This is a genomic window from Sphingobacterium litopenaei (assembly GCF_014692495.1).
Classification (GTDB): Bacteria; Bacteroidota; Bacteroidia; order Sphingobacteriales; family Sphingobacteriaceae; genus Sphingobacterium; species Sphingobacterium litopenaei.
The window spans coordinates 1-18,017 of the sequence record NZ_JACOIJ010000033.1 but is presented as its reverse complement, the minus strand read 5'-3'; the positions used below and the strand labels follow the sequence as shown (position 1 = coordinate 18,017).

The 18,017-nt window shown below is 36.6% G+C and carries 15 protein-coding genes and 2 tRNA genes; 11 read left to right on the top strand and 6 right to left on the bottom strand.

The genetic code is table 11. The features are described from left to right. Window positions 1-78 (top strand) — tRNA-Val (locus H8B04_RS13980). 9 nt (window positions 79-87) lie between these two features. Beyond that, window positions 88-162 (top strand) — tRNA-Val (locus H8B04_RS13975). A gap of 159 nt (window positions 163-321) precedes the next feature. On the opposite strand, the gene H8B04_RS13970 is transcribed toward H8B04_RS13975, so the two are convergent. Beyond that, the gene (locus tag H8B04_RS13970) at window positions 322-843 is read right to left on the bottom strand and encodes an NADPH-dependent FMN reductase (protein WP_165290297.1); all 522 of its coding nucleotides are present in this window, start codon (window positions 841-843) and stop codon (window positions 322-324) included. A 205-nt stretch (window positions 844-1,048) separates the two neighbouring features. Here H8B04_RS13970 and H8B04_RS13965 point away from each other — a divergent pair, with 205 nt between their 5' ends. From H8B04_RS13965 to lepB, 5 genes are read left to right on the top strand one after another with little or no spacing between them, the layout of a single operon-like run. Further along, window positions 1,049-1,849, top strand: coding sequence for a ParA family protein (locus tag H8B04_RS13965; protein ID WP_165290296.1), 801 nt, complete (start codon window positions 1,049-1,051; stop codon window positions 1,847-1,849). Continuing rightward, the gene (locus H8B04_RS13960) at window positions 1,849-2,763 is read left to right on the top strand and encodes a ParB/RepB/Spo0J family partition protein (protein WP_165290295.1); all 915 of its coding nucleotides are present in this window, start codon (window positions 1,849-1,851) and stop codon (window positions 2,761-2,763) included. The genes H8B04_RS13965 and H8B04_RS13960 overlap by 1 nt, the downstream gene beginning before the upstream one ends. Next, window positions 2,763-3,500, top strand: a complete 738-nt coding sequence (locus H8B04_RS13955; RefSeq protein WP_165290294.1) for a DUF5683 domain-containing protein — start codon at window positions 2,763-2,765, stop codon at window positions 3,498-3,500. Before H8B04_RS13960 ends, H8B04_RS13955 begins: the two co-directional genes overlap by 1 nt. A gap of 13 nt (window positions 3,501-3,513) precedes the next feature. Beyond that, complete coding sequence (dapB, locus tag H8B04_RS13950; protein ID WP_165290293.1) at window positions 3,514-4,257, top strand: 4-hydroxy-tetrahydrodipicolinate reductase; 744 nt, start codon at window positions 3,514-3,516, stop codon at window positions 4,255-4,257. A 46-nt stretch (window positions 4,258-4,303) separates the two neighbouring features. Then, a complete protein-coding gene (gene lepB, locus H8B04_RS13945; protein WP_165290292.1) occupies window positions 4,304-5,713 on the top strand; it encodes a signal peptidase I in 1,410 nt (469 codons plus the stop codon). A 73-nt stretch (window positions 5,714-5,786) separates the two neighbouring features. Here the strand turns inward: lepB and H8B04_RS13940 are convergent, their stop codons facing one another. Further along, window positions 5,787-6,506, bottom strand: coding sequence for a pyridoxine 5'-phosphate synthase (locus H8B04_RS13940; RefSeq protein WP_190302743.1), 720 nt, complete (start codon window positions 6,504-6,506; stop codon window positions 5,787-5,789). A 94-nt stretch (window positions 6,507-6,600) separates the two neighbouring features. Here H8B04_RS13940 and cdaA point away from each other — a divergent pair, with 94 nt between their 5' ends. From cdaA to H8B04_RS13925, 3 genes are all read left to right on the top strand, one after another. Then, window positions 6,601-7,395, top strand: coding sequence for a diadenylate cyclase CdaA (gene cdaA, locus H8B04_RS13935; protein WP_165290290.1), 795 nt, complete (start codon window positions 6,601-6,603; stop codon window positions 7,393-7,395). 132 nt (window positions 7,396-7,527) lie between these two features. After that, window positions 7,528-8,436, top strand: coding sequence for a DUF1338 domain-containing protein (locus H8B04_RS13930; RefSeq protein ID WP_165290289.1), 909 nt, complete (start codon window positions 7,528-7,530; stop codon window positions 8,434-8,436). 1 nt (window position 8,437) lies between these two features. Beyond that, window positions 8,438-11,362 carry an FAD-binding and (Fe-S)-binding domain-containing protein gene (locus H8B04_RS13925; protein ID WP_190302742.1) on the top strand — a complete coding sequence of 975 codons (2,925 nt, stop codon included), beginning with the start codon at window positions 8,438-8,440 and terminating at the stop codon, window positions 11,360-11,362. Between the two features lie 44 nt (window positions 11,363-11,406). Here the strand turns inward: H8B04_RS13925 and H8B04_RS13920 are convergent, their stop codons facing one another. The 4 genes from H8B04_RS13920 to H8B04_RS13905 all read right to left on the bottom strand — a co-directional run bounded on the left by H8B04_RS13920 (window position 11,407) and on the right by H8B04_RS13905 (window position 16,388). Then, window positions 11,407-12,249, bottom strand: a complete 843-nt coding sequence (locus H8B04_RS13920) for a DUF2911 domain-containing protein (protein WP_165290287.1) — start codon at window positions 12,247-12,249, stop codon at window positions 11,407-11,409. A 19-nt stretch (window positions 12,250-12,268) separates the two neighbouring features. Beyond that, window positions 12,269-14,017 carry a glycoside hydrolase domain-containing protein gene (locus tag H8B04_RS13915; RefSeq protein WP_190302741.1) on the bottom strand — a complete coding sequence of 583 codons (1,749 nt, stop codon included), beginning with the start codon at window positions 14,015-14,017 and terminating at the stop codon, window positions 12,269-12,271. A 77-nt stretch (window positions 14,018-14,094) separates the two neighbouring features. Continuing rightward, window positions 14,095-15,393, bottom strand: a complete 1,299-nt coding sequence (locus H8B04_RS13910; protein ID WP_190302740.1) for an HAD-IB family phosphatase — start codon at window positions 15,391-15,393, stop codon at window positions 14,095-14,097. A gap of 5 nt (window positions 15,394-15,398) precedes the next feature. Then, complete coding sequence (locus H8B04_RS13905) at window positions 15,399-16,388, bottom strand: NAD-dependent epimerase/dehydratase family protein (RefSeq protein ID WP_190302739.1); 990 nt, start codon at window positions 16,386-16,388, stop codon at window positions 15,399-15,401. 181 nt (window positions 16,389-16,569) lie between these two features. On the opposite strand from H8B04_RS13905, the gene H8B04_RS13900 reads away from it, so the two are divergent. Continuing rightward, the gene (locus H8B04_RS13900; protein WP_190302738.1) at window positions 16,570-17,757 is read left to right on the top strand and encodes a formimidoylglutamase; all 1,188 of its coding nucleotides are present in this window, start codon (window positions 16,570-16,572) and stop codon (window positions 17,755-17,757) included. The last annotated feature ends 260 nt before the right edge of the window (window positions 17,758-18,017 follow it).

Genomic DNA, 18,017 nt, shown 5'->3' with positions numbered 1-18,017 from the left:
GGAGAATTAGCTCAGCTGGTTCAGAGCATCTGCCTTACAAGCAGAGGGTCACTGGTTCGAATCCAGTATTCTCCACCAATCATTCTAGGAGGCTTAGCTCAGCTGGTTCAGAGCATCTGCCTTACAAGCAGAGGGTCACTGGTTCGAATCCAGTAGCCTCCACATCACAAATGAAAAGCATCAAGAAATTGGTGCTTTTTTTTATGGCCAATTTATGAAATGTTTACCGTCTATATCTTGTATTCAAATTTTTTGGATAGCTACTATGTAGATGAGCTGTTTATGATAAAGTGAAAATTGTTTGTTCTAATTTTTTTGGAATTAAAATCTCAAAATCTCCTCAATTTGCTCATCAATAAACTTTAGTGTAATAGGGTCTACAAAGCATCCAGATGGATCTAGTTCATTTTGAATGTGTGGAACATGTATCTTTAATGGAAGTACATGCATGCGGACATAATTGCATACGCCTGTAAAATGGTCGACGCCACGAATATTTCCATATTTTCCAGTAGAAACACCCACTAAGGCCGCTTTTTTATTAGCGAAAGAAGAAGGATATGCACAAGCATCAATAAATATTTTTAATACACCAGGATAGCTTCCATTGTACTCTGGGATGATGAAAATGAATTTTTGCGCTGCGGAAACTTTAGCTTGTATAGCAGAAAAGGCTTCAGATCGTTTTCCGTACAAATCAGTGAATAAAATATCATGTGGTAAATCCTCCAAGGAGAATATTTCCCATTGCTCGCTTTTGCGGTTTAATTCTGCTTTGTAGTAGTTAGCTACTTTTAAAGAGTTACTACCCAGCCTATTTGTGCCCGATATAATTAAATTCATTGTGATGTTGCAACTTATCGTAATCGATGCACGATTTGTCTAATCGTATGTCAATTTTTTGTATCTTAGCATCCTGAGTAATAGTATCAGGAGTTCTCAAAAATAGTAAATTTAACATCATTTAAGTATTTAGTACATGCGGTAAATGTTAATTTTATGCGAGAACTACAATTGATAACACAAAATTGTAAAGGTTCGGTATCTCATGGGAAAAATAATTGCAATAGCAAATCAAAAGGGCGGTGTAGGGAAAACAACAACATCAATCAACTTAGCCGCAAGTTTGGCAGTTTTAGAATATAAAACTTTGTTGGTGGATGCAGATCCACAAGCAAACTCTACTTCGGGTATTGGTTTTGATCCTCGTGGTATAAAAGCGAGTGTGTACGAGTGTTTGGTGAATGATTTGAACCCGCGTGATGCTATCAAAGCTACCGATACACCTCATTTGGACTTATTGCCAGCACATATTGATTTGGTAGGGGCGGAGATTGAGATGATCAATTTGAATGAGCGTGAGTACAAAATGAAAAAAATGTTGGATGAGATAAAAGATGATTATGACTTCATTATAATCGATTGTTCACCATCATTGGGTTTAATTACCATTAATGCTTTAACAGCTTCGGATTCCGTAATCATTCCGGTACAATGTGAGTATTTCGCCTTAGAAGGTTTGGGTAAATTATTGAATACGATTAAAATCGTTCAAAATAGATTAAATACGAATTTAGAGATTGAAGGTATCTTGTTGACGATGTATGATGTGCGTCTACGTTTGTCAAATCAAGTAGTTGAAGAAGTTCGTACGCACTTTACTGATCTGGTATTCGAAACAATTATCCAACGTAATACACGTCTAAGTGAAGCTCCAAGTTTTGGTATTTCGGTAATTATGCACGATGCTTCATGTAAAGGTGCAATTAACTATTTGAATTTAGCTCGTGAGATTTTACAAAAGAACGGATTGGTAGAACATAATAAAGAAGAAAAAGCAATCGTATAATGGCAGCATTACAACGTAAAACAGGATTAGGAAAAGGACTTGGTGCGCTATTGCAGGATGATTTGAAAGTATCTCCTAGTACTACCAAAGGCGAGATTGGTGACACAGCAGCACCTTCGGCAGGCAGTATTAATTTTATTAAAATAGAACAAATTGCTGTCAACCCATTTCAACCGCGTACAGATTTTGATGAAGCTGCTTTGAAAGAGCTTTCCGAATCTATCGTGTTGCAAGGCTTGATTCAGCCGATTACAGTAAGACAGGTTAGTAAAAATCAATACCAACTCATCTCAGGTGAGCGTCGTTTACGCGCATCTATTTTAGCAGGAATAACAGAAATTCCAGCTTACGTACGTACTGCTAATGACCAACAGATGTTGGAAATGGCATTGATTGAAAATATTCAACGTGAAAATTTAAATGCTATCGAGGTAGCTTTGAGTTTTCAACGCATGATAGAGGAGTGTAATTTAAAGCAAGAGGAATTGGGAGACCGTGTTTCTAAAAACCGTTCTACAGTGACTAATTACTTACGCCTATTGAAATTACCACCAGTGATACAAGCAGGTATTCGTGATGGTGTAATATCAATGGGGCACGCACGTGCTTTGATTAATGTAGGTGATATTGACAAACAGCTTTTTGTATATCAGGAGATTATTGATAAAGATCTTTCTGTACGTATGGCCGAAATCTTAGTCCGTAATATTCAAGAGCAACTTAAGCCTAAAAAGGGTAAAGGGGTAGGAAAGCAATTGGATTTTCAATATCAAAAAATTGAAGATGATTTAGCCTCGAAATTTTCGACGCGTGTACGTTTGAATTTGAAAAATTCTCGTGGAAAAGGAGCTATTGAAATTCCTTTTGAGTCGGAAGATGATTTGAGCCGTATTTTAGAATTGTTAGATTGGTAATGCCGAAATATTTAGTCTTAATTTTCTTTTTACTGTGCACTTTTAGAGGCTATTCGCAAGTTGATTCAACTAAGAAAGTCGCTTTAGATACCACTGCAAATGCATTGGATAGTGTAAAAGCTGTTCAGGATACAGTCAAAAAGAAAGAAACTCGTGAGGAGCGGAAAGCAAGGGAAAGGGCGGAGAAAGAACGCGAGAAATATTATTATAAAGATATCTTAAAAGATTCCACACGTCTAGCAATAGAACAGTTGTCTACTGTAGCATGGAAAAGATCTTTACTTGCACCAGGCTGGGGGCAGATCACAAACGGGGGTAAATATGTTTGGATTAAATTGCCAATTATTTATGGTGGCCTTTTGACAGGATATTTAACTTTTGATTTTTGGAACTGGCATTATCAAAAATTTGTAAAGGAAGCAGCCTACCGAATTGATAATAATGGAGCTACAGGAGATCCAGATTTGGAAGGATATCAGAGTTTGGATGGTTTGATTCGAGCAAAAGATAACTATCGTCGCTATCGTGATATGACTATTTTGGTCACTGCTGGATGGTGGGGATTAAATGTATTGGAGGCATATGTTGATTCTATGTTGCGTTTCCGCTACAATATAGGAGATGATTTGGGATTCAAGATTACTCCAACCTTATTACCAACATCTGCTTTGGCATATAATATGAACTTTGGCCGTCAGTTTACCCCTGGGGTGAAGTTGACGTTTAATTTTAAATAGATAAACCTTAAATATGAAAATCGTTATACTAGGTTATGGCAAAATGGGGCAGCTAATTGAAAAATTTGCACTTAAAAGAGGCCATGAAATAGCGTTGATAGTTGATGCACACAATAGAGAATCTATTACAGCGGAAGATTTAGCTGATGCGGATATTGCTATTGATTTCAGTACTCCAGATGCAGCTTTAGCTAATATAAGTTTGTGTTTCGAAGCAGATTTGCCTTTGGTAGTTGGTACTACAGGCTGGTATGAACATTTGCAAGAAGTAAAAGAAACGTGTTTGGAGGCTAATCAATCTTTGTTGTATGGTTCTAATTTCAGTATTGGTGTGAACATCTTTTTTCATATTAACAGGTTACTGGCTAAAGCCGTTAGTCCTTACCAACAATATGACGTACAGGTGGAAGAAATTCATCACATCCATAAATTGGATGCACCTAGTGGTACTGCAATTACTATTGCCGAAGGAATTATCGATAACAGTGACGTGAAAAAGACTTGGGTTAATCAAGTTGTTGGCTCGGATGAAGAAGTGGTTAATCAACCTAATGAGCTTTTAATTGAAAGTTTACGTATTGAGGAGGTTCCGGGTACGCATACAGTATTGTATAGTTCTGAAGTTGATCAGATTGAGTTCAAGCATACAGCACACAATCGTGATGGATTTGCCTTAGGAGCGGTTGTTGCTGCAGAATGGTTGTATGGTAAAAAAGGTTTTTATCAGGTAACAGAAATTTTTGATTTTAATAAATAAACTCGAATACCTTCTACCTAGTGGGTTTCTATGTAAAATATAAAATATGTGGTATATTATTTTTGGAGTCTTAACAGTAATTTCCCTTTACGGATTATTTTTGCTGTTTAAAAAGGCTGGCAAACAAGGCTGGGAAGCTATTATTCCTTTCTATCGCGAATATGTAATGACACAATTGATAGGCAGACCTGCATGGTGGGTTGCTTTATTATTAGTCCCAATTGTCAATATATTTATCTTTTATAGTCTGTATTTAGATTTTCTTAAATCATTCGGAAAACAACGTTTTTGGGAAACTGCAGCTGCTGTATTAGTTCCTTTCATCGTATTGCCTATGTGGGGTAAGGATGCAAATGTAAAATATAGAGGTCAATCTGCTACAGAAGAATTCAAGAAAAAATATCCCTATAAAAAATCAGTAGGTCGTGAATGGGTTGACGCAATCATTTTTGCGACAGTAGCAGCCTCCTTGATTCGCGGTTTCTTGATAGAAGCGTATATGATTCCTACAGGATCGATGGAAAGAAGATTATTAGTAGGAGATTTCTTGTTCGTAAGTAAATTAAACTATGGTCCACGTATTCCAAATACGCCAATAGCATTTCCTTTTGCACATCACACGATGCCAATTACAGGTGGTAAAGCTTATTCTGAATTAATCCACATACCATATAAAAGATTGCCAGGTTTTCAAAATATTGAACGTAACGACGTAGTGGTTTTTAATTTCCCAGAGGAAACTTTTAGACCAGTGGATAAAAGAGAAAACTATATCAAACGTGCTGTAGGAATTCCTGGAGATGTAGTCGAAATGCGTAAAGGTGTTTTGTATGTCAATAATGGGGTGGGTTATGACTCGGATGATGTCCAACATGCTTATTTAATTTATACAGATGGTTCTGGCTTAAATCCACAGAAACTTATTGATAAGCGTATGGAATTTGAGAAGGATGAATTTGGTAATATTTTCGGAGAACCATATGTTTTGCACATTACGAAAGAAGAAGTTGAAGAAGTAAAAAGTTGGTCCAATGTTGTGAAAGTAGAAAATTATGATAATAATTCTTCTGCATTTCCACATACGAACCATTATGAATGGAATTTCCATAATTTTGGACCGTTAAAAGTCCCTAAGAAAGGCGAGGTAGTCGAACTTAATGCAGATAATCTTGCTATCTATGAAAAGATTATAAGTATTTATGAAGGCAATACCTTAGAAGTTCGTAATGATGGTATATATATCAATGGTACGAAAACTTCTACATATACGGTCAAAATGAACTATTATTGGATGATGGGAGATAATCGAGACAATTCGTCTGATGCGCGTGCGTTTGGATTTGTGCCAGAAGATCACATTGTGGGTAAAGCCTTATTTACATGGTTGAGTTGGGATAAGGACGGTTCCTTCTTGTCGAAGATTCGTTGGAATAGAATTTTTAAAGGTATTAAGTAAGACCTAATTAAATAAAAAAAAGGAAAGTCTGATTGATATTCAATCCGACTTTCCTTTTTTTATAAACATTATTTTAAGCTTTTAATGCAGCTAAATAGCGCTTGATGGTTTCTTCTAAACCTAAATACAAAGCATCAGAAATCAAAGCATGGCCAATACTTACTTCCAATAATCCTGGGATATGCTGATTAAAATAGGCTAAATTATTCAAATCTAAATCATGTCCAGCATTTAATCCTAAGCCTACTTCTCTTGCCTTTAATGCCGCTTTGAAATAAGGCTCAATTGCTTTCTCTTTGTCAAAACCAAATTCTGCGGCATAAGCCTCCGTATATAATTCAACACGATCTGTACCTGTTTCAGCTGCAGCTTCGATCATTTCTTCTATAGGATCCACGAAAATGGACACACGAATTCCAGCATCCTTGAACACTTTAACCATCTCTTGCAGGTACACTTTGTTTTTAATCGTGTCCCAACCATGGTTAGAAGTTAGTTGACCTAAAGCATCAGGAACCAAAGTGACTTGAGCAGGTTTATTTGCTAATACTAAATCCACAAATTTTTGCTCTAGACAATTTCCTTCAATATTAAATTCCGTTTTTATTTCTGCTTTCAGATCGTATACATCTTGATAACGAATATGGCGCTCATCTGGGCGTGGGTGGACTGTGATTCCTTCTGCCCCAAAACGCTCGCAGGCTAAGGCAGCGGCTACTAAGTTGGGTACATTTCCTCCACGTGAGTTACGCAGCGTGGCAATTTTATTAATATTTACGGAAAGTCTTGTCATAGTTTAACAGATTAAACCACAAAGGTAAAGAAAGTTTATCATTTGGATGATTGGAGGAATAAATCCTGCTATAATTTTTTTAAATTGCATAGAAATGGATGGATTAAGTTTCAATATATTAGAAGGATTTCGGTTACTGGATATTATTGATATCCTGTTGGTCGCTGTGATTATATATTATGTCTATAGTCTGATCAAAGGGACTATTGCTGTAAATATTTTGTTGGGGGTAGGTTTGTTTTACGGTATATATTTGGTCGTGAAGCAGTTGGAAATGCGCCTGTTGACTGAGATTTTTGGAGGCTTTATTTCCGTAGGTTCTATTGCGCTTATCGTCGTGTTTCAACAGGAAATTCGTCGTTTTTTACTTCATATTGGGAAGAATATTTCGTTGCGACGAAAAAAGTTTTTCCTGAATTTCATTGCTAATAAAGGCAAAACAAATGAAGATCATTCTGAGCAGATAAAGATCATAGTAGACGCTTGTCGAAGTATGTCTAAAGCGAAGACAGGAGCATTGCTTGTGTTTTCTAGATATTTTGATGAAGAATATTACCAATCTAGTGGAGAATATATTGATGCGCCTTTATCCAAACGCTTATTAGAAAGTATATTTTTCAAGAATAGTCCTTTGCATGATGGGGCTGTTGTGATTGTAGATTTTCGGGTAATGACAGCTAGTTGTGTGCTTCCATTGTCGGATAGTGAAGATTTACCTCCTCAGTTTGGTTTGCGTCATCGCGCAGCCATCGGTGTTACCGAAGTCTCGGAAGCTGTTGCTGTTATCGTTTCGGAAGAGACTGGCGAGATTTCTTTTGCAAAAGATGGAAATATAAATATGAATCTTAGCGCTGAAGAATTAGAAGAACTCTTGAAGGACGAACTATAAATTTTTAGTGAATTAAATTTTTACAATTGCGAATTAACCCGAATAATATTCTCTTTTTTTATATTTAGTCCGTACGAATATCAAAATGTTTTTATTAAATTTACCTTAATATAAACGCTAAATTTTGGTGCCATGCATTTTGAAGAAAATAATCCTTTAGATATTGTTTTGAATGATTTATTCGAGCATTATCGTAAAAATGTTGCGGATGTAGATAAAATCTCAAAAGCCCTATTGGATAAAGGTGTCGTTCAATCCCAAGATGATATTGTCAATGACCATATTGCTTTTCGAACGTTGGGGATTCCAAATCTTGGTATCGCTTCTTTTGAAAAGATTTTTAAAGCCTATGGTTATGTGAAACGAGATTATTATTATTTCGAAGGTAAAAAATTGGACGCGTATTGGTTTTCGCCACCTGCAGAGGGCTATCCTCGTATTTTCGTTTCAGAATTGCGTGTCAAAGAGCTAAGTCAAGCAGCACAAGATATTATTTATAAATATACATCACCTATTACTTCGGATCCTGTGGATGATTTAGATTTAAGTAATGGACAGGAAGCTGCTGCATTTTTGCAAAAACCTCTATGGGGCTTACCTACTTCCGAAGAATACCAAACTTTACTGAATGAAAGTGAATATGCGGCTTGGGTGATTTACAATCGCTATTATTTGAATCACTATACTATAAGTATTCATGAGTTGAAGGATGGTTATAATACCTTAGAAGAATTCAATGATTTCTTACTAAGTATCGGGGTAAAATTGAATAATTCGGGTGGTGTAATCAAGACGAGTGATGACAAGTTGTTGCGTCAAAGTAGTACTGTTTCGGCTTTATATGACGCTACTTTTTCCGATGGTAAGACCCTAAAAATAGCGGGAAGTTATGTAGAATTTGCAGAACGCTCGGTGTTGCCCGAATTTGCGCACCTACCCAAAGAAGAACTCCGTCCAAAACATCGTCGTGATGGTTTTGAAACCAATAATGCAGACAAGATTTTTGAAAGTACATATACCACACAAATAAAAGGTTCGTAAGGTGGAAGAAAAGTTGCAGGTATTAAAGGAATCGCTTTCGGGCGATCTTTTTTTCGATACAAAAATGCGTTTGTTGTATGCAACAGATGCTTCTGCGTATAGAGAAATACCTTTGGCTGTTGCCATTCCAAAAACGGAAGCGGATATTCAGCTATTAATCACTTTTGCGCTAGAAAATAAAACTTCCTTAATTCCTCGTACTGCTGGTACTTCACTTGCGGGTCAAGTTGTTGGAAACGGTATTGTAGTGGATGTTTCAAAACATTTTACCCAAATATTGGAAGTCAATAAAGAGGAGCAATGGGTACGTGTACAGCCTGGAGTAATTCGTGATGAACTGAATATGTTTTTACGTCCTTATGAATTGTATTTCGGCCCCGAAACTTCTACGGCAAATCGTGCCATGATTGGCGGAATGGTTGGAAATAATTCTTGCGGCTCCAATTCTTTGGTTTATAAAAGTACCAGAGAGCATACTTTGGAAGTAGAAGGCTATTTGTCTGATGGTTCGAAAGTTATTTTTTCGGATTTGACTTTCGATGAATTTCTAGCTAAATGTGAACTTCCAACCTTAGAAGGTAAAGTGTATGCGCAAATACGATCTGTTTTGAGTGATTATCGTAATCAGGAAGAAATTCGTCGGGAGTTTCCAAAGAAATCAGTTGAGCGTCGCAACACAGGCTATGCAATTGATATGCTTTTGGAAACTGATCCTTTTACATCAGGTAGTGAAAAATTCAATTTTTCTAAATTAATCTGTGGATCGGAAGGCACACTTTTATTTATTACTTCGATAAAACTTCACGTTAATCAGCTTTCCAAGAAGCCAACAGGCTTGCTTTGTGTTCATTTTGCGTCTCTGGATGATGCTTTGCGAGCGAATCTAATTGCTTTGAAGCATAAACCTTTGGTAAGCGAGTTGATGGACGATTATATTTTGGCTTGTACTGAAAATAATTTAGAGCAACAGCAAAATCGTTTCTTTGTCAAAGGAAATCCAAAAGCTATTCTGATTGTAGAATACGATGGCGAGAATGAGGCTGATATTCTGGAGAAAGTTGAAGCTGTTGAGAAAGATATGCGTGCATCGGGGTATGGTTATTATTTCCCCTTAATTGTTGGCGCAGATAAAAAGAAGGTTTGGGATTTGCGTAAAGCAGGGCTTGGATTGTTGAGCAATACGCCATCAGATGAAAAGCCAGTTGCAGTAATTGAGGATACCGCTGTCGATGTAGAAGATTTACCCGCGTATATCGCAGAATTTAATCAGATTCTTTCGAAGTATAATCTGTATTCGGTGCATTATGCGCATGCAGCAACTGGTGAACTACATTTACGACCTATTATCAACCTAAAAACTCAAGAGGGAAACCAGTTATTTCGTGATATAGCATTTGAAATAGCGAAGTTGGTTAAAAAGTACAAAGGTTCGCTGAGTGGTGAGCATGGTGACGGCCGTCTACGTGGGGAATTCATTGCTTACATGATTGGAGAACACAATTACCAATTGCTTAAGCAGATAAAAACTACTTGGGATCCAAATGGAATTTTTAATCCAGGAAAAATCGTGGATACTCCTGCAATGAATACATTCTTACGCTATTCGCCTGATGCTTCCCCTAGAAACATTAATTCTACATTTCGTTATAAAGGACAGAATATACTGCAGCACGTAGAACAATGTAATGGATCTGGGGACTGTCGTAAGACAGAATTGTCCAAAGGAACAATGTGCCCTTCTTATATGGCAACGCGTAATGAACATGATACAACACGTGCTCGAGCGAATATCTTGCGGGAGTTTCTAACCAATTCCCATAAAAAAAATCCCTTTGATCATCCAGAAATCAAAGAGGTCATGGATCTGTGTCTGAGCTGTAAAGGATGTAAAATAGAGTGTCCGTCGAGTGTCGATATGGCGAAAGTCAAAGCTGACTTTTTGCAGGCTTACCACGATGCAAACGGGCTTCCGCTACGTACGCGCATGGTTGGTCAGGTAGATCAGCTGACAGCATTGATGTCTTATATTCCGGGAGTCTATAATTGGATAACTTCCAACTCAGTAATAAGCAAAATTGTAAAAGACATTGTTGGTTTTGATTACCGAAGAACCATTCCGGCGATAGCAAAAAAATCGCTTAGAAAATGGTTTTTAGAACGCGAAAAACCACTTTGGACAGATAGAAGACCGATAAAGGAAGTGTATTTCTTTTGTGATGAATTTACAAATTTCAACGATGTAGACTTGGGCAAAAAAGCTATCTTGTTGTTGGAAGCTTTAGGTTATGAAGTGTTGGTAATTGATCATCCTTTTAGCGGAAGAGCATTAATATCCAAAGGTATGCTACGAGACGCTCGCAAATTAGCGAATAAAAATGTCAAAACATTTGCTCCCCGTCTTACAGACGAAATAGCTTTAGTCGGTGTTGAGCCTTCGGCAATTTTGTGTTTTCGGGATGAATATGTGGATTTGGTAGATGAGGAATTAGAAGAGGAGGCACAGCGTATTGGGGCATTTGCTATGGTGATGGAAGAATTTCTTTGGAAGGAAATTCAAAAGGGTAATATTAAGAAAGAATCTTTTACTAAGCTAAATCAGAATATATTATTACATACCCATTGTCAGCAAAAAGCTTGGAAACTGCAGAAATGTACAGCTAATTTATTGTCATTTCCCGCGGGAAATGAAGTAGAGATAATTCCTTCGGGTTGCTGTGGTATGGCTGGGGCTTTTGGGTATGAAAAAGAACATTACGATATCTCCATGCAAATTGGAGAATTGGTCCTATTTCCAAAAGTTAGAGCCAAGGAAACTAAAGCAATTGTTGTCGCTACCGGTGGAAGTTGTCGCCACCAAATTCACGATGGCACAAAAGAAACTGCCCTCCATCCCGTAGAGGTATTATATAACGCATTAAAACAATAAAGCCTACTAGAGAAGGCTTTATTGTTGTGAGGAATACTATTTTACTACTTCGCTTCTTTTAAAGCTTGTGTATTTAACTTAACGTATTCTGGATTGTTCGCTTTTTTAGCCATTTCGATACCTTCTTCAGCGGCTTTTCGCGCTCCAGCCTTATCTCCAGCTTTATTCAAAATCAATGATTTCCAATATTTGATATGTGGAGCTCCTGTATTTCCTTGATCTGCTAATTTTACCCATTCCGCAGCTTTAGTGATGTCTAAATTACTAGTGTAGTAATATTGAGCAGCTTGGAAGTAAGGCTTACGTTCACCTTGCATGGCATGCTCGATGCTTTCCATAATTTCTTTGCTTTGATCTGTTTTGATAGAGAAAGCTACTTGTGTATTTTCCCAAGCCAAAGTAACTTTTGTGGAATTTATCGTCACATCTTCAAATAAAATCGTAAATGTTTCTACCTTATGTGCCAACTTTTGTGGCTTAACTTTGAAGCGCAAAAAATCATCTTCTTGTTTGTATTGATAAGCTCCCCATTGTTTAGGATTTTTACTCAAGATAATCGTCCATTCTGAAGGAGTTGGAATAGTAAAAAGACCATAAGTCCCTGCAGGAACTTTGTTGCCTTCAATTTCTACTTCTTCATCCAATGTTAGCGTAGGAATATTATTAGCACCAGTACGCCATACTTCATTATAAGGCACTAGATCTCCAAATATTTTACGACCTTTTGCATTGGGACGTTGGTACGATAAAATAATATTTTTGATACCTAGACCTTGGATAATGGTGGTCGTACTACTAGCAGGAGGTAATTGTACCTGCGCTTGGCTTAATTCTGTTCCTAAAAACATCATAGCCACAGTAGCTAGTGACAAAATTGTCTTTCTCATAGTTTCTTTTTCTTATATCTTAAAGTGAATTTAATAAATTTTTTAAGCTTTTGACTTGTGAGGGAATCAAATCGCGATTTATATTTTTGTTGGTGAATTGTTGTATTTGCTCTTCTAAATTTTTAAGCTGTTCAGTTTTGCCCTTTTGAGTTAATGATAATCTTAGTGCCTTGATTTTTTCTACAGTCTGAATACCTTCACGCAGTCTTTCAAAACGAATGCTCGTTTCATTATCAGGATAAACTAAGTAAGTATCTCCTGCTGCCCAAGAACCAAATCTTGTGTCTTCTAAAGGTTGTTCATTCCAACAATCATAAGCCCAGCGTAAATAGCCATCAAAACCACGTTGAAGAGTGTTTACGATCATATAAATCGGCTCATAGTATCCAGAACTTGTAAAAGTATTCGGGTATGTCTCCGTACAACAAGTGTATGCTCTTGTGATATAACCTTTGGCTTTTCGCGTTGCTAACACCTCAGGAGTCATCGTTTCATAAAATGGAATAGTATAGTCGATAATATCATCTGACAATTCTGGATGATAATATCCTGCTAAGGAAATTTTAAAATTAGGATCTGCTTTCTTAATAATGTTGGTCGCGGCTTGCATATCTTTCATTGGTCTTTCATCCATAGCAATTGTGGTTTTATTGAACCAATCTTTTTGCTTTAGGTGAGCTGCAAAATCTTTTAAGAAAGGTAACCAATGGTCTTCATAAGCTTGTTCGCTTGGTTTTGCTTTCAGTACTTCACGCTGTTGAGTAGCTTCGTCGAAATAATAAAAAGATAAGTTCCAAGGAAGCATACTATAGCAGTTGATATATGAAGAAATACCTATTTCTTTCTGCATATATTCAACCCATTTATCGAATAGGCTATAATCATATTCCCAACTTCCATCTTTTTTCTTAATCCAACGAATCATAGCGTCATATTTGTCGAAAGTTTGGCTGTTCCACGGGTCATATATCAACGTGGTTGTGATATTCTTTTGCCCAGCATTTGCAAGACGTTTCATTATAAGTTTGATTTTATCTAAGTGCGCTTTAGAAAGAGGTTCTAAATTATAATAACGAGCCGAAGAATACGGGTTTTGCCACAGGTCAAGATAAAAGGACCAATCTTTTGCATCTGCTAATTTATACGAAAGCACATTTATGGTAAAAGGAAGATTAAGTTTTTTCGTTCGTTTGGCAGATTTTATGCTGACTGTAATAGTTCCATTATAAAGACCGGGTTTAGTATTTTTAGGAATATCAATACTCAACCATAAAGGTCTTGACTCTTTGGAATTAAATTCTATTGTCGAAGCGTTTAGTATTCTATCCGCTACCAATGTGGAATCCAAGATGATATTAATACCACATGCTGATCCCAATTTGGAAGGATCATCGCTGATTACATAAGCAATAGGAGAGAAGTGAATGTTTTGTTTGGAAATAATATTTTTACCAAATTTTAGATCGGAGTAAGATAGTTCTAAAGATGAATTATCTACGTTAGTATCTTTACTGAAAACAGCTAATTGCGTACTGACTGTTTCTCCTGCCCAAGCATCTGCTTTCCAACTTTTATTAGTCTGTTGCGTAGGAACATTATGTTTGGATAAGCTGTAGTCGGGATCGATGAACACAAATTGAATTCCTGTCGATAATTTTTCCCAAGCTCCATAGTCAGCTAATTTTTTTTTAGGATCCGCAGGCTCTTTAAATTGTGCAAAGCTAGTCACACAAATAAAATTCAGCATCAAGATAAATAGTCTTTTCATGGTATATAATTTGACGCTGAAAATACGAAATAAAATCATCTTAAACAGAAAAGGCTTTCCTTAGAAAGCCTTTATCATTAGTTCTTGTATAAGATTCTGAATTTTATCGTGTTTTCGATTTGTTTCAGTTGTTTGATCAATGATTTATCGTAATTCGAATCTATATCGGTAACCACATACCCGATTTCTCCGCGAGTCATTAAGAACTGTGATAAAATATTGATTTCATTATCAGCATAAATATTGTTGATACGTGCTAAGATACCAGGTACGTTTTTGTGGATATGTAATAAGCGGTGACCTTTTAATTTTTTTGGTAAAATCAGGTGTGGAAAGTTACGGCTTTGATCAGTATCGCCATTGTTGATAAAATCAGCCATACGACGAGGAACGAATTCCGCATTTGTAGGTTTCTCCTTTTTATCATCGAAAACAACAATACCTTTTTCATTACAGATTCTTCTACTTACACGACCTTTTACATCGCCCAAGTAACCTAACGTTTTCAATTTATCACAATGAGACAATTGTTCATCTGAAATTTCTACACCGTTGCCCAACAAAAGCATACCTACATCTTTGGTGTATTTATCTTCAAATGTTTCTTTCACGCGGATGGAAAATCCATCACGTTTTAGAATATGTGCAGAGATTTCTGGCACATCGCCCACGATTAAACAAAGAATACGGTTTTTAGGGTAAGAAATTGCAGAAGGCAATTGATTTACGTACAAAAATTCATCAAAACTTGGCGTAACGTGATCCGCTTTATCGGTAACGCTTTTGCGCGAAATATTTTCCGTAAAAGCGAAAAACTTCTCAATTAATCCGGATTCTTTCAATTGAAAATCAGAATATCCATCGCCAATACCATAGATTTTGCCTTGGATATTAAGATCTTTTAGAAGTTGTACTTTACCGCCTTCATTGGATAATGGATTGGTATCATCAAAACCAATAATGTAGCCATTATCATCAAATTTGAAGGTGTTGGCATAAATGTTTTCTTCTCTAATGCCGTAAGGTGATACTACGGGAACAATGAATTCTTTGAATCCTCCGGATACAATCCAGGCTGTATCAGCATTTTGCTTGAAAAACTCGCGGTTGCGGTCAAATGACTTAGAAACTTTTTTCTTTAAGTGTTTAATAAGCTTTTGCAAATGTTCTTTATTGGCGCGCAATAAAGCGACACGACCTGCTAAAGCTTCGCGAAAAGAGATTTTACCTTCCATCGCTAAGTTGGTAAAACGTTCGATTTCTTTGTATACCTGCTCTTGATCTGGACTACCTTCTAATGATATACGAGCTAGCTCGTCCAATGCCTCCACTTGTGTGAACGTACTGTCGAAATCAATGATGTAATAATTTTTCACGATGTTTAGATTGTTTGTGTACTGTTGTTGTTATAATATGCGTTTGCTATTTCTTGAAGCGTTTTATTCAGTGGTTTGAATGAATAATTTAACTCTTGTGTTATTTTTTCGTTAGAATAAGCCAAAAGTTCGGATGCAGCACGAGCTGATTCTTCGGTTATGACTGGTTTTTTTCCTGTGATTTTGGATAAGAGTTTGGATAATCTCCACGCGGCAGACAACATAAAGTTGTTGGCTTTGATCGTTGGAGGTTTTTTATCAATTAATTTCGCGATGCGGTACAATAATTCTTTATTGCTAATGTTTTCTGCATTCAAGATAAATCGTTCTCCAGAAATGGATTCACTGTTCATAAGTTGTACCATAATCTTGCTCACATCATCCACATCCACTATACCTACAGATCCTCCTGTAAATATTTTAATTCCATTATTGACCAATTCGAAGATGGCACCTGAACCTTTTTTGTAAGATCCAATACCCATGATGACAGAGGGATTTACAATAACAGCATCAAGACCCTCATTTATGCCTCTCCAAACTTCTAATTCTGCTTTGTACTTTGATAAGGCGTAATTAGACATTTTTGGATCGTATTCCCATTTGTCCAGTTCATTGACTGGTTTGTTGTTTTTGCTTGTTCCTAATGCTGCGATAGAACTTACATGAACCAGCCTAACATTGTTTTCCACACAAAGATTAACAATATGGGAAGTGCCTTCAACATTAACTAAATATAATTCTTGCGCATCTTCCTTTTGGTAAGAAACTTTGGCCGCGCAATGATAAACATGCGTAATATTTTTGAAAATATCCGCTATAGCAAAGTAATCAGTGATGTCTGCATCAACCCAGTGAATCAGTGATGAAGCCTTTAGCATATTCGGAATGGTCGAAGAAGCACGCTTTGTAGCCACTACAGCGTGACCCTGTTCGATTAACAATTTTATGAGCGTTGATCCTAAAAAACCCGTACCTCCAGTTACTAATATCACGTGCTTTCTTTTATAATGTTTTTACCCATTCAAATATAGATTTTTAGGTCATGGAATGCAAAAGTTATACTGTATTTATATCATATGATTGTAGGAATGTTTTATCATTTGAATGAATAAATGCATATTTGCATAGCGATATACCAAAAAGAGTTTTTTTCGTTATTAATAATTTCCACATATGTCATTAGCAGATTTTTTTTCACCAATAAAGCTGTCGGATTTCACATCCAAAGAAGAGTATTTAAATTCTCAATTGGGACGGATTATACAAAGGTATGAGGATGAATTTCCAAATTGGGAAGATGAAGAGCATCGTCCTAATCTTGCAATTATTGGTGTGGAGGAAGATCGAGTTGCGGTAAATAATAAAGGAACTGCTAAGGCTCCAAATGCGGTACGTAAACATCTATATGATTTGTATCAAGGGGATTATAAAACTCGAATAGTCGATTTTGGAAATATCAAAGCTGGTGAATCTATTAATGATACCTATGCTGCATTAAAATTGGTAGTAGAGGAGTTGGTAAAGAAAAATATCCTGCCTATTATCATTGGTGGAGGTCAAGACCTGACCTATGCGCAATATCGTGGTTATCAAGATTTGGAGCAACGTGTTGAAGTGGCAATAATTGATTCGAAATTTGATCTGGATCAAGAGCATACAGAAGATATGCCCTTGAACTCACAGACCTATCTGAATCATTTGATTTTGCATCAGCCAGATTATTTATTCAATCTGAATAATGTTGCTTATCAGACTTTTTTAGTCAGCAAAGAATCTATCAATATGTACAATAAGCTGTTTTTCAACGCGCAGCGTGTTGGGATGATAGCAGGAAAACTAGATCAGGCAGAACCGATAATTCGCGCAGCAGATATGGTTAGTTTTGATATCGGTGCAATCCGTGCTTCGGAAGCACCAGGAAATGCTAATGCGGTTCCCAATGGTTTATTTGGAGATGAAGCATGTCAACTCGCGCGTTATGCGGGGATGTCGGATAAATGTAGTTCGATTGGATTTTATGAATTTAATCCCACATTCGACCCAATGGAACAAACAGCAATGTTGGTTTCGCAGATGATTTGGTGTTTTATTGATGGATACTATAATCGCAAAAACGATGCACCTTTGATTCCTAAATCAGCGTATATTATATACCGTACGACTTTAGAAAACGAAGATCACGAATTGGTTTTTGTGAAAAGTAAAAAATCAGACCGTTGGTGGATGCAGGTGCCTTATTTTGGCACGAAATCAGTGAATGAACGTTTTTATTTAGTGCCTTGCCGTTACGAAGATTATCAATTGGCAGTGGCAGGTGAAATGCCTGATTTATGGTGGAGAACACATCAAAAATTACAATAATTTATAAAACGGAGCGTAAAACCCACAGGTCTTTAGCCTGTGGGATGTAAGCGACTAACCCTGATTGAGAATATACTCACGAATAATATCAGGAGATGCTTCACCTATTGAACAAACAAAATAACCATCAGAGCAGAAAGTATGTTCTTTTCAAAAATGTTTAAATAAGAATGACCTGTGTGGTGAACGCCAAATGTAATAAGTAGATTCTTGTTTTAACTTGCGAACAATAGAAGTAATTGAAACACGAGGGATATAAC